This window comes from Staphylococcus sp. NWU MK-U1, from assembly GCF_033283505.1.
GTDB classification, from domain to species: Bacteria; Bacillota; Bacilli; order Staphylococcales; family Staphylococcaceae; genus Staphylococcus; species Staphylococcus haemolyticus.
On sequence record NZ_JAVSMG010000001.1, the window covers coordinates 50,262 to 63,721 of the forward strand.

At 32.1% G+C, this 13,460-nt stretch carries 10 protein-coding genes and 1 pseudogene; 5 read left to right on the forward strand and 6 right to left on the reverse strand.

Annotation, left to right across the window (positions count from 1 at the left end; all coding sequences use genetic code 11):
- Nucleotides 1-26 precede the first annotated feature (26 nt).
- Nucleotides 27-938, reverse strand: coding sequence for a heme o synthase (gene cyoE, locus SBL16_RS00260; RefSeq protein WP_037536202.1), 912 nt, complete (start codon nt 936-938; stop codon nt 27-29).
- A 247-nt stretch (nt 939-1,185) separates the two neighbouring features.
- Here cyoE and SBL16_RS00265 point away from each other — a divergent pair, with 247 nt between their 5' ends.
- Together SBL16_RS00265 and SBL16_RS00270 are read left to right on the forward strand one after the other, a co-directional pair.
- Nucleotides 1,186-2,100: a COX15/CtaA family protein gene (locus SBL16_RS00265; RefSeq protein ID WP_037549405.1), complete on the forward strand. Its 915-nt coding sequence runs from the start codon at nt 1,186-1,188 to the stop codon at nt 2,098-2,100.
- Between the two features lie 303 nt (nt 2,101-2,403).
- A pseudogene (locus SBL16_RS00270) lies at nt 2,404-3,718 on the forward strand (transposase).
- Nucleotides 3,719-3,829: 111 nt separating this feature from the next.
- Here SBL16_RS00270 and SBL16_RS00275 read toward each other — a convergent pair.
- The 3 genes from SBL16_RS00275 to SBL16_RS00285 all read right to left on the reverse strand — a co-directional run bounded on the left by SBL16_RS00275 (nt 3,830) and on the right by SBL16_RS00285 (nt 9,454).
- Nucleotides 3,830-7,279 carry a pyruvate carboxylase gene (locus SBL16_RS00275; protein WP_317952218.1) on the reverse strand — a complete coding sequence of 1,150 codons (3,450 nt, stop codon included), beginning with the start codon at nt 7,277-7,279 and terminating at the stop codon, nt 3,830-3,832.
- 345 nt (nt 7,280-7,624) lie between these two features.
- A complete protein-coding gene (ftsW, locus tag SBL16_RS00280; RefSeq protein ID WP_037536194.1) occupies nt 7,625-8,851 on the reverse strand; it encodes a cell division peptidoglycan polymerase FtsW in 1,227 nt (408 codons plus the stop codon).
- A gap of 324 nt (nt 8,852-9,175) precedes the next feature.
- Nucleotides 9,176-9,454, reverse strand: coding sequence for a YlaN family protein (locus SBL16_RS00285; RefSeq protein WP_011276116.1), 279 nt, complete (start codon nt 9,452-9,454; stop codon nt 9,176-9,178).
- A 141-nt stretch (nt 9,455-9,595) separates the two neighbouring features.
- Between SBL16_RS00285 and SBL16_RS00290 the strand changes: the two genes are divergently transcribed.
- A complete protein-coding gene (locus tag SBL16_RS00290) occupies nt 9,596-10,081 on the forward strand; it encodes a hypothetical protein (RefSeq protein ID WP_107612291.1) in 486 nt (161 codons plus the stop codon).
- A 1-nt stretch (nt 10,082) separates the two neighbouring features.
- A complete protein-coding gene (locus SBL16_RS00295) occupies nt 10,083-10,274 on the forward strand; it encodes a YlaI family protein (protein ID WP_011276118.1) in 192 nt (63 codons plus the stop codon).
- Nucleotides 10,275-10,394: 120 nt separating this feature from the next.
- On the opposite strand, the gene typA is transcribed toward SBL16_RS00295, so the two are convergent.
- On the reverse strand, nt 10,395-12,239 hold the full coding sequence (gene typA, locus SBL16_RS00300; RefSeq protein WP_011276119.1) for a translational GTPase TypA: 1,845 nt from the start codon (nt 12,237-12,239) through the stop codon (nt 10,395-10,397).
- A gap of 97 nt (nt 12,240-12,336) precedes the next feature.
- Here typA and SBL16_RS00305 point away from each other — a divergent pair, with 97 nt between their 5' ends.
- Nucleotides 12,337-12,528, forward strand: a complete 192-nt coding sequence (locus tag SBL16_RS00305; protein WP_011276120.1) for a DUF5325 family protein — start codon at nt 12,337-12,339, stop codon at nt 12,526-12,528.
- A 71-nt stretch (nt 12,529-12,599) separates the two neighbouring features.
- Here the strand turns inward: SBL16_RS00305 and SBL16_RS00310 are convergent, their stop codons facing one another.
- Nucleotides 12,600-13,415 (reverse strand): inositol monophosphatase family protein, encoded by an 816-nt coding sequence (locus SBL16_RS00310; protein WP_107612290.1) that lies wholly within the window; start codon nt 13,413-13,415, stop codon nt 12,600-12,602.
- Between the last annotated feature and the right edge of the window lie 45 nt (nt 13,416-13,460).

The window sequence follows — 13,460 nt, forward strand, 5'->3', positions numbered from 1 at the left end:
TTTCATCCTTATTTAATTTGTATATTTTAAATCATTTTTATCAGTGAGATAACAACAACTAAAACGAAAAATACTACTAAATAATTTAGGGAGTAAATAAACATTTTTGTTGCCCATTTAGTTTGATCTGTCGCTTTCTTAAAAGAAGTTAAACCAACATATAGCCAACCTAAATTAAGCAATGTCGCTAATACTACAAATGTTGTTCCGAGACTTGATAATAGAAATGGTAGTGGAAGTAAAAAGACTAACCATATAAACATACTTATTCTAGTACGTTTAAATCCTTTAACAGATGGTAACATAGGTATATTAGCTAATGAATATTCATCACTTCGTTTAATTGCTAAAGCATAGAAATGAATTGGTTGCCAACAAAAAACAACTAAAAATAATGCAATTGCAATAAGACTAATATTTCCATCAATAGCAACCCAACCAATTAATGGTGGTACTGCACCCGGAAAACTCCCTACTACTGTGTTCCAAGTTGTATGTCTTTTAGACCAAATTGAATAATAAGACACATAACCCACAATGCCGATGAGTCCTAGTACACCTGATGGTACATTTAATAAGAATAAACAAGCTTCTCCTACTAACATCATACCAAAACTTAAAATTAATAAATTTTTATCTGAAATTCTATCATTAACTGTCGGTCTATTTTGCTTACTTGGCATTATTCTGTCGATATCTTGATCATAATAATTATTTAATGCACAAGCGCCACCCATAATTAATGTTGATCCAATCAACATTAATAGAATTTGAGGTATTGACGATAGGAAGGAATGATTGCTCATCACAACAGCTAACCAAGCACCTGCAAATGCAGGAATTAAGTTACCTTGAACTAAACCCATCTTAATAATTTGTTGTAACTCTTTAAACGATACACGGCTCGATGGTTGTGACAAAGTTTGCTCTTTGCTCATGATCCCCCTCCTTAAAATTTTCATATAATACTATGATATAGCAATTACTAAAAATTGACTAGTTTATATCAAATTTAATTGTGACACTTTAACGACATTCTACTTCACTAATTTTTTGTTAGTTCCTATTGTTGTATAATTATTTTAATAATAAAATTGTAATAAAAATAGACATTAATTAAGAGCATTCAGTACTAATTTATCTACACTGTCAAAATACTCTTGATTAATTATGGGGTGTATAACATTGTTTAACAAACGAAACCTTAAGTGGTTATCTGTATTAGCAACTATCATAATGGCATTTGTACAACTTGGTGGTGCATTAGTTACTAAGACCGGCTCGGAAGATGGATGTGGATCATCTTGGCCTTTATGTCACGGTGCATTACTCCCTCAAAATTTACCCATCGATACAATTATCGAATTAAGTCATCGTGCCGTCTCTGGTTTATCATTAATCGTTGTACTGTGGTTAGCTATTACAGCATGGAAACATATTGGCTATATTAGAGAGGTAAAGCCATTAGCAATTATTAGTATTGCATTTTTACTAGTTCAAGCATTGATTGGTGCAGCAGCTGTCATTTGGCAACAAAATTCATACGTATTAGCACTGCACTTTGGTATATCTTTAATCAGTTTCTCTTCAGTGTTTGTTTTAATGCTTATCATTTTTGAAGTCGATAAAAAATATGAAGCTGATGAACTATATATCAGAAAGCCATTAAGAAGATTAACATGGATGATGACAGGTATTGTATATTTAACGATTTATACTGGGGCTTTAGTTAGACATGCAAAAGCAAGTTTAGCATATGGTGGCTGGCCTTTACCTTTCCATGACATCATTCCACATACAGAGCAAGATTGGGTACAATTTGCGCATCGTGGTATGGCATTTATAACGTTCTTCTGGATAATGATAACGTTTATTCATGCAGTTAAAAATTACTCTGAGAATAGAACAATTCGATATGGGTATACAACTGCATTTATTCTTATCATCTTACAAGTAATTACTGGAGCTCTATCTGTAATGACTAATGTAAATTTATTCATTGCACTTTTACACGCTTTATTTATCACAATATTATTCGGTATGATAGCTTACTTTATTATGTTAATGCTACGTACCATCAGAAGTGAAAAAATCAAATAACCTATTAGTATAAAAGAGTCTGGGACATAATTCCTAGAGAAATAGCCAGTAAATGAGTTTTAACAAATTCATTTACTGGCTTCTTTATTTACAATACTCCGTATTGTTGGCTCGCTTTCTTAGGGGACAGCTTCAGCCTGTAGTCTTCAGCTTGTCCTGTTCCCTCAAGAGTCTCGCCAAAATACTTTGTATTTATATGTAATTTTACATTGTAATACTTTAAAAAAATAAAGCACTTTCGTATAATTTAATAAACATCACTAAACTAAATTAACGAGGTGCTTTATGTAAAAAAATTATAACATGACTCAACTTACTCTACCAATGGAAACTTCAGTTCTTATCCCCACAAATGATATTTCACGACATGTAAATGATATTGTTGAAACAATTCCTGACAATGAATTCGACGAATTCAGACATCACCGTGGTGCAACTTCGTACCATCCTAAAATGATGTTAAAAGTGATTCTATATGCCTACACACAATCTGTATTCTCAGGTCGTAAAATAGAAAAAATGCTTAATGATAGCATCCGAATGATGTGACTATCACAAAATCAATAACCTTCTTATAAAACAATTAATCGATTTAGAGTAAATCCAAAAGTAGATGCTTTATTAGAATCTTTATTTATTCAATTTTACAGTCAGTGTGTAAAACAAAATCTTATAGATGATAAAGCTATTTTTATTGATGGTACAAAAATTGAAGCAAATGCCAATCGATATACATTTGTATGGAAAAAGAGTATTCAAAACCATGAATCAAAAATGAATGAGGATTCTAAAGCCCTCTACCATGAATTGGTAACCAATAAAATCATACCGGAAATTAAAGAAGATCATGATAATGAATTAACAAAAGAAGAAATAGATTTGATTGGTAGTCACTTAGATAAAGAAATCGAAGATTTAAACCAACATATCAACAATGAAAAATGTACTAAAACAAGAAAACAAATACGTCTCAAAAGAACTAAAATCAAAAAATACAAAAAGCAAATCAATGATTATTTTGAGCGAAAGTATCGATACGAATTTCAAAAATCTATTTTAAAGGATAGAAATAGTTATTCTAAGACAGATCATGATGCGACATATATGAGAATGAAAGAAGATCACATGAAAAATGGACAACTTAAGCCAGGGTATAATTTACAAATAGCGACAAATTCCCAATTTGTTTTATCTTATAATGTGTATCAAAATCCAACGGATACTAGAACGATGATTCCATTTTTAAATTCAATTCAAAAGCAAACAAAAAAATAATGAAGAATTATAACTGGGAATATTTTAAAACCCAAATTAACAAAAAGCTTTCAGAACCAGAAACAAAAAATATATACAGTCAAAGAAAAATTGATGTGGAACCTATTTTTTGGATTTATGAAGGCTATTTTGGGTTTCACTGGGATGTCTGTCCGAGGACTCAATAAAGTCAAAAGAGAACTTGGCTTTGTATTAATGGCACTTAATATAAGAAAAGTAGTAGCTCAATGAGCTGAAAATAATCAAAAAATTTATAAAAAAGACAATTTCTATATTATTTCAATAGAAATTGTCTTTTTTTCACTTATCCAAGAACTTTATGTCCCGGACTCTTTTTAATTAAAAATTTTATTAACGATGACGTTTATAAATATTTATTACTCCATTGACTTAATCTATTCAAACTTCAATATGAAATCTATTAATTAGCTCATTTTTAAAATAAATTTTGATTTTAATCTGCTTTTTCAATTTCAATAAGTAAGTCCCCTGTTGCAATCGCATCGCCGTTTACAACCGTTACTTGTTTTATAGTTCCATTGAATGGTGCTTGAATCGTTGTCTCCATCTTCATCGCTTCTGTAATTAATAAAGGTTGGTTTACTTTTACTTCTTCACCAACTGTAACTTTAACTTCAGTTACCGAACCAGGCATTTGAGCACCAATATGACTAGGATTTGATTTGTCAGCTTTAGGTTTCAAGTTCGTATTTGTTTTAATATTTTCATCTTTTATAGAAATACGACGTGCTTGACCATTCATAACATAATAAATTGTTCGATAACCATTTTCATCCGGCTCACTAATTGTTTCAAGTTTAATAATTAATCGTTTACCAGTATCAATCTCTATTTCAACTGTTTCACCATTACGCATACCGAAGAAGAACGTTGGTGTATCTAATAATGATAAGTCACCATATTGTTGTTTTGTTTGCATAAACTGATCAAATACTTTTGGATATAATACATAACTGATTACATCTTGTTCAGTCACTTCACCATAATCTTTTGCTTCAAGTTCTTGTCTGATTTCATCAAAATTCACAGGATCTAAATACTCACCTGGACGTTCTTTTAGTGGTTGTTGACCTTTGAGGATGACATCTTGCAATTCCTTATTAAAGCCATTGACTGGCTGACCTATATCACCTTTGAAATAAGATACAACCGATTCAGGGAAATCTAACTTATGGCCTTCTTTGATCACTGATTGCTCATCCAAGTCATTTTGCACCATATAAAGGGCCATATCACCTACAACTTTAGATGATGGCGTTACTTTTACGATATCGCCAAATAAGAAATTAACACGTCGATACATATCTTTGACCTCGTGGAAACGTTCACCTAAACCTAAACTTTTTGCTTGTTGCCCTAAATTTGAATATTGTCCACCAGGCATTTCATGTTGATAAATTTCGGTATTAGGAGACTTAATGTCACTTTCAAAGTCACTGTAGTATGGACGCACAGTACTCCAATAGTGACTGAGTTCTTCTAATCCTTCAATATCTGCTCTTAGATTTCGATTAAAACCATTTAATCCATAATACAACGAATTGGCGCTAGGTTGACTTGTTAAACCACTCATTGAAGCAACAGCTGTATCAATGATATCTACACCTGCATCTATCGCTTCTTTATAGATAAGTAGACCATTTCCACTTGTATCGTGTGTGTGTAAATGTATCGGTAAATTTATCGCAGATTTTAATTCTCCGATAAGTTCATATGCTGCTTTAGGTTTTAACAATCCTGCCATGTCTTTAATTGCTAAGATATGGAACCCTTCACGTTCAAGTTCTTTTGCTAATTTTACATAGTATTCAAGTGTAAATACATTTGAACGTTCAGGATTTAATATATCACCGGTATAACAGATTGCACCTTCAGAAATCTTACCTGCATTTTGAACCGCTTCATTTGCAACTTTCATTTGATCTACCCAGTTAAGTGAGTCGAAAATTCTAAAGACATCTACGCCTGCATTCGCACTTTCTTTTACGAACTTTTCAATCACATTATCAGCATAATTTTTATAGCCAACTGCATTTGAAGCACGTAATAACATTTGGAATAAAATATTGGGAATTGCTTTACGTAATCTTTCAAGTCGTTCCCATGGATTTTCTTTTAAAAAATTGTAAGCGACATCAAATGTTGCGCCTCCCCACATTTCTAAAGAGAAACTACCTTTAAACACTTCAGCAGTTTTAGAAGTAATATTCATCATATCCTTAGTACGAACGCGAGTTGCTAAGAGTGATTGGTGTGCATCACGAAAAGTAGTATCAGTGACTAATACGTCGTTTTGCTCTCGTACCCAATCAGCTACTGCTTTAGGTCCTTTACTATCTAGCAGCTGTTTCGTTCCGTTCAACGTATTAATTTTACTATGTGACACTTGTGGTATAGCTGTCGATTCATAATCAGGTTTGAGTCTTTTTTCAACATTAGGGAAACCGTTAATCGTTACATTACCGATATATTCTAACGTTTTAGTACCACGATCTAGAGTCGGTGCAATATTAAATAATTCGGGTTTTTCTTCTATAAATTTAGTCGTATAATCCCCACTGCGGAATTGATCATTACGCATCACATTAATTAGAAACGGAATGTTAGTTTTCACACCACGTATACGCATTTCACGAAGAGAGCGTTCCATCTTTTCTTCAGCTTGTTTAAATGTAACCGCATGTGTTGATAACTTAACCAATAGAGAATCATAATAAGGAGATATTTCTGCACCTTGGAAACCGTCACCAGCATCTAAACGTACACCAAAACCACCACTAGATCGATAAGCGATAATAGTGCCTGAATCCGGCATAAAGTCATTAGATGGATCTTCAGTTGTTATACGACATTGAATTGCATAACCTAATGTTTGAATTTCTTCTTGTTGTGGCATAGAAACGCGTTCATCAAATAAGTTAGCACCATCAGCAACTAAAATTTGAGTTTTAACAATATCTATACCAGTAATCATTTCAGTTATTGTATGTTCTACTTGAACTCGAGGATTAACTTCAATAAAGAAGAACTCATCCCCTGATACTAAGAATTCTACCGTACCTGCGTTAACATATTTGATATTATTCATTAATTGTAATGCTGCATCACAAATTCGTTCTCGTAATTCTTTTGATAAGCCAACTGAAGGAGCTACTTCCACTACCTTTTGATGACGACGTTGCACCGAACAATCACGTTCATATAAGTGAACAATATTACCATATTCATCCCCAATAATTTGTACTTCAATATGTTTGGGATTATCTATGTATCTTTCAATATATACTTCACTATTACCAAATGACTTTTCGGCTTCAGATTTAGCTCGATGGAATGCGTCTTCTAATTCTCCTTCTTCACGTACGATACGCATCCCTTTACCGCCACCACCACTCGTAGCTTTAATCATTAAAGGAAAGCCAGCTTCTTGAGCAAATGCTTTTGCTGCTTCAAAGTTTTCAATCGGTCCATCTGTACCTGGAATAACAGGCAAATTAGCATTTATTGCAGTTGTTCTAGCTTTGACTTTATCTCCAAACATATCTAAATGTTCTATATGCGGACCAATGAATTTAATTCCTTCTTCATCACAACGTTTTGCAAATTGTTTATTTTCACTTAAAAAACCATAACCAGGATGAATGGCATCTACACCAGCTCGTTTAGCCACATCTATAATACGTTCAATGTTTAGATAACTTTCGGCTGGCCCCAAATCCTTTCCTACTAAATAAGATTCGTCTGCTTTATATCTATGCAAAGCGTTTTTATCTTCATTTGAGTATATTGCCACTGTTTTAATATTTAATTCTGTTGCTGCCCTAAAAATTCTAATTGCAATTTCGCCACGATTAGCTACTAATAATTTTTTTATATTTTTCAAAAAAGGCACTCCCCTTTTAAAGTTTGAATATTCTAACTAATTAGATAATAAAATTTTATACTAACTCAAATAATAAAGCTATATTTATTTATTAAATAGTTGTTGTAAACTTTGTAAAGTAACTAAAATGAATGAAAATGATTTCCGTATTAATAAACTATTAAAAATAAATATTTCTGTGGTAATCACTAAAAATTATCATTAGTTATAACTTTATATTATCATTTTAAATAATAATACTCCACTTACAATGACGTTGTATATTATATTTTCATAAAAATGTAAAAACCTTTACATGAAATTAAGCTTTATTTCACGTAAAGGTTATCATCCTTATTTAAGAGATTATCTAGTTATACCTAGTTTTTGTTTTCTAGCTTTTTGTGATCGTTTTTCATCAATTTTTATTTGTTTTGCGACTAATAATAGTAGACCCATTGCGATACTTAAACTCAACATTGATGAACCACCAAAACTTATAAATGGTAGAGGTACACCAGTTAATGGAATAGTTGCTGAAATACCACCTAAATTGACAAAAGTCTGACTGCCAATATAACTAGCAACGCCTACACAAATTAATTTATAGAAATATGATGGTGTTTTAGTAGCTAATACGAAAGCACGATAAACTATGAAAAATAATAAGCAAATGACGAATAATCCACCTACTAAACCAAGTTCCTCACAAATGACTGCAAATATAAAGTCAGTATGTGCTTCTGGTAAATAACCAAGTTTCATAATTCCATTGCCTAAACCACGACCAAATAATCCACCATTACCAATTGCCATCAATGAGTTAGTTAAATGATAACCTGTACCGGCTTCTGAACTAAATGGGTTCATTAATGTACTAAAACGCGCTTTTAAATAATGTGGCATCATTCCACTTACAATAAAGAGCAATGCAATCGCGATGAAACTTCCTGCAATAAGCAAAACCGGTCCTCTTACTAATTTTTGGACACCGATACCTGCAAAAATAAACATTGAAACAATAATAATCATGATTAACAACGTTTGACCAATATCACCTTGCAACAATACTAAAAATAAGCATACGCCTATTAAAAATAGTGGCGCAGCAATTACTTTAATTTTCTCTCTTACTTGCGGTAATTTTCTACTTATTACATATGAAATATACAATATGAATGCAATTTTCAATAATTCCGATGCTTGTAAGTTCATAAATCCAAGATTTATCCAACTTTTAGATCCGTTAATATTTTTACCTATAATAAGTGTTAAAAATAGTAATACGAAGATTATAATCATAATCCATTTTTGAATATTGGGTTGTTGTAATATTTTAATATTCAACATAAAAGCGATAAAAAATACGACAATAAAACTCATAATAACGTAAATGAGTTGTCTATTATAAAAATACGTGCCAGATACTTCAAGTCCACCTGTTAACGTCCCTTTAGTTGCAGCAACCATACTTGCACTATAAACCATGATTAAACCGAAAAGACATAAAACAACGTATGTAATTAATAATGGATAATCGATGAACTTTGCAGTTCTACCTATGTATCTAAATATATTTTTTAAATTACTCATAAAAATGATCATCCAATTCTAGAATTTTAAAATTATAATGGTAAATAAAATTACGTTTTAAACCAAATTTTCCGTCTAAACTATTATATACTTTGTGCTCGTTGTTTAACAAATATAAACTAAATTTAAATCTATTCATTACTTTCAAAATTTCTATATTTAATATGATAATAATGCTTAAAATATAAAATGACTGAAAATATTATAAACATAATATTTCAGTCACTATGGTGAGATAATTTGTATGTAATTAATATTACAAATAACTCAAATTTATAAACGAAAAGTAATTGAATAAACTTTACTTATATATTTAATCGATAGTTATTTTACATTTGTAAACGCTTCATGAAGTTTAGATAATTCTTTTTCTAAACGAAGCATTAAATTTTTGCCGTCTTCTTTATCAACTAAGCCAAGCTTAACTGCAAAATCAACTTCTTTTTGTAAACCAAACATTTGTGTGTCGAGAACTTCTTCATATAACGGGCATGAAGGTAAAGTTAAATTATCCATTTGAACTTTAATTAAATGTAAGATTCTATCAGCATCTTGATTTAATTGCTCATAAGCCACGTTACTCATCTTCGATTGCTTCGGCATCACATACTCCCCCTATCATTAAATATCTTCATATCAAAAGTTTATCTTACTACTTTTTAAAAAGCAAGTTTATTCAGTGAATACAAGAATTTAATTGTGATAAAATAATGACTAGAACGAAATTAGGGAGTGGGCAAAAAAATGATTCAAATCAAAGGCTTAGTCAAGTTCCCTATCACTTTGGATAGTACAACTTGGATATTCGATGATAGAAAAGTAAAAATTGAAGACATTGAAAGTGGTGTGTTTGAAGGAACGAAACCAATTAGATTCGAAGATAATCGCGAATGGAATAGAGCGATTCTTGAAGGTCAAACGAATCCACCTACTTTAAACTCAGAGATAAAATATCGTAAGCGTTCTGTATTAGAAGATTCATTTGCAATCAATATGACACCTTTCTTTAAAATTGCAGAACCAAAAGACAATGCTACTGCGATAAAATTATTTAATGATGAGTTCTCAATTGAAGTTCCAATAGAATTATTACCTTATCTATTTTTCCAATTTGCGAAAGATGGAAAGCGTATGTATGATGATAATGCAGTAGACAGCTTTGTTTTCAACCCAGATAAAAAAGGATACTCACATGAATTTAAGTATGTTACGCATATAGAGGTGATCTAATTTGCGTGAAGTTCAGTGTATCATTTGTGATACAAAGGTTTTAATTGATGAAAATACGGTTGAAGCCAAACGACTTCGAAATAATCCTATAAGAACTTTTATGTGCGATGATTGTAAAAGTCGTTTAGATAGACCAAAACAACGTCTTAACAAACACCAACCGTTTAACTTTATTAAGAGTGAAGAATTGTAATTATTTTAGTAAATTTAATTAGGTTTTACTCAAAAAAGCCAGTAAAATGAAATGACAAAATTTCATTTACTGGCTTTCAAATTTGATGTTTCAAACTATATTTTACGTTATAAACTTTAATTACTCATCTTGCATCATTTGTTTAACACGTTTAGCTTCTTTTTCACGTAATGATTTATTTAAGATTTTCTTTCTTAAACGAATACTTTGAGGAGTAACCTCTACTAGTTCATCATCATTAATATATTCTAAAGCTTCTTCAAGCGTAAGAATTCTTGGTCGGTTCATAGTTTGTGTTTGATCTTTAGTTGCTGAACGTACGTTTGTTTGATGTTTCGCTTTAGTAATATTAACAGTTAAATCATTTTCACGATTATGTTCACCAACAATCATACCTTCGTACACTTCAGTACCTGGCTCCATGAAGTTAACACCACGATCTTCTAAATTGATGATAGCGTATGCAGTTGCTTGACCTTGGTCCATTGAGATAAGCGCACCATTACGTCTACCTCCAATTTGTGCTTTAACACGAGGTCTGAACTCTTCGAATGTATGGTTGATAATACCATATCCACGAGTCATAGACATAAATTCAGTTGTGTATCCAATCATACCACGTGCAGGTACCATAAAGATTAAACGCGTTAATCCGTTATCAGTAGTCGACATGTCTAACATTTCACCTTTACGTGCACCTAATGATTCAATTACTGAACCTGCATTTTCAGAAGGCACTTCACATTGAACACGTTCGAAAGGTTCACTTAGAACACCGTCAATTTCACGTAAAATAACTTGTGGCTTAGATACTTGAAGTTCAAAACCTTCACGTCTCATATTCTCAATTAAGATAGATAAATGTAACTCACCACGACCTGCAACTACCCATGTATCAGGAGAATCAGTTGGCGTAACTTTTAATGAAACGTCTGTTTCAAGTTGTTGATCTAGACGTTCTTGGATTTGACGTGCAGTGACATAATCACCCTCACGTCCTGCAAATGGTGAATTATTTACTTTGAATGTCATTTCAAGAGTTGGTTCATCAATACGTAATACAGGGAGAGCTTCTTGGTGGTCTGTAGGTGTAACTGTTTCACCTACGTTAATATCTTCCATTCCTGAAACCGCAATTAAATCACCAGCTTGTGCTTCTTCGATCTCTTCACGTTTCAATCCAAAATAACCGAAGATCTTAGTCACACGGAAATTCTTAACTGTACCGTCTAATTTAATAAGTGACACGTTATCACCGACACGCATTTTACCTCTAAATACGCGTCCTACACCAATACGTCCTACATAATCATTATAGTCTAATAATGCTACTTGGAATTGTAATGGTTCATCATGATTATCTAATGGCGCTGGAACATAATCTATGATTGTTTCATATAATGATTGCATGTTTTCATCTTGTTTCTCTGAATCAAGACTAGCAGTACCATTGACAGCTGATGCATATACTACTGGGAAGTCTAATTGTTCATCATTCGCTTCTAATTCGATAAATAAATCTAAAACTTCATCTACTACCCCTTCAGGTCTAGCTGATGGTTTGTCAATTTTATTTACTACTACAACGGGTTTTAAATCTTGTTCTAATGCTTTTTTTAGTACAAAACGTGTTTGTGGCATTGTTCCCTCGTAAGCATCTACAACAAGTACAACACCGTCAACCATTTTCATAATACGTTCAACTTCGCCACCAAAGTCAGCATGTCCAGGTGTATCTAAGATGTTAATTCTTGTACCTTTATAGTCAATCGCAGTATTTTTAGCAAGAATTGTAATACCACGTTCTCTTTCTAAGTCATTAGAGTCCATTGCTCTTTCGTCAACATGTTCGTTCTCTCTGAAAATTCCAGATTGTTTTAGTAATTCATCTACTAAAGTCGTTTTACCATGGTCAACGTGCGCAATGATTGCAATATTACGTACATCTTCTCTTCTATTAGTCATTTTATTATTCCTTTCTCGAATAAACTCCCACTTTTAATTACAACTTTTTTATTATATCATATTATTAGTAAAAGATAACAAAAAGGTGGGGTATGGGATGGAAAAACCTAAGTCTAAAGGTATATTTTGGGTGCTATCTATTATAGCAGTAATATTTTTAGTGCTTTTTAGTTTCAGTGTTGGAGCTGGTAGTATTCCAATGATGATTTTAACATTTATACTTTTCATTGCAACTTTTGGCGCTGGATTCACGCTTAAAAAGAAATATCGTGAAAATAACTGGCTTTAATATAGAAAAATGTCTCGGTAGCAAAATTTGGAAGAAATTCACCTTTCAAAGTTGACTGACCGAGACATTTTTTATTTTCTAAAACGTTGATGTAACTCTGTTAATACCTCATTATGAGGATTTAAATAATTTTCTAGAATCTCATTATGCGTTGCTTTATTTCCAACTAAAATAGAATTAGCACTTTCAATAGTGAGCGGTTCACCCATTAAATTACTTCCAATTCCACCAACTTCATTTAAAATAATCAAACCACCTGCAAAATCCCATGGTTGCAATCTTGGCGTGATATATGCAGCCAATTGTCCTTTAGCTACACTTATAATTTCTAATGCCGCACTTCCAAAAGCTCTACAACTTCTTGCTTGGTTTACAATTTCTGAAAAAATAGGTCCCATTTTTGGTTTAGTAACCCAGTTTGGATTAATTCCTATTAAACTTTGGTTAAGTTGCGTGTTATCAATGGTTTTTAATTCATGATTGTTTTCAAAAGCACCTTCGCCAACTTTAGCATGGTATAGTACATCCTTCATTACATCATAAACTAAACCTGCATATGGCTTGCCATCTCGATAAATACCTATGGAAATCGCAAATCCCTCTTTTTGATGAACAAAATTTAAAGTTCCATCAATTGGATCAACAACCCATACCACACCATTGACGTCTTCCATATGATGTCCATGTCCTTCCTCACCAATGACGCGATGATCAGGATAACTTCTTAGAATTGCATCGTATATATAGTTTTCAGTTGCTTTATCAACATTTGTTACTAAGTCGTTTGGGTTCGATTTCGTTTCAATACTTAAATCTTCTTTCATCATTATTCTAACTTTGTTGCCCGCTTCTAGTATTAAACCTTGTGCAAATTCATATAGTGACATATCATCATCTCCTGTTGTCTTCTATTATACAGAATTTCTGGCAAT

What these genes read in the sequence shown, in the direction of transcription:
- SBL16_RS00310 (WP_107612290.1), bottom strand. Translation starts at nt 13,415, where the DNA reads ATGTCACTATATGAATTTGCACAAGGTTTAATACTAGAAGCGGGCAAC.
- SBL16_RS00285 (WP_011276116.1), bottom strand. Translation starts at nt 9,454, where the DNA reads ATGCCGAAGCAATCGAAGATGAGTAACGTGGCTTATGAGCAATTAAAT.
- typA (WP_011276119.1), bottom strand. Translation starts at nt 12,239, where the DNA reads ATGACTAATAGAAGAGAAGATGTACGTAATATTGCAATCATTGCGCAC.
- SBL16_RS00290 (WP_107612291.1), top strand. Translation starts at nt 9,596, where the DNA reads ATGATTCAAATCAAAGGCTTAGTCAAGTTCCCTATCACTTTGGATAGT.
- cyoE (WP_037536202.1), bottom strand. Translation starts at nt 938, where the DNA reads ATGAGCAAAGAGCAAACTTTGTCACAACCATCGAGCCGTGTATCGTTT.
- SBL16_RS00305 (WP_011276120.1), top strand. Translation starts at nt 12,337, where the DNA reads ATGGAAAAACCTAAGTCTAAAGGTATATTTTGGGTGCTATCTATTATA.
- ftsW (WP_037536194.1), bottom strand. Translation starts at nt 8,851, where the DNA reads ATGAGTAATTTAAAAAATATATTTAGATACATAGGTAGAACTGCAAAG.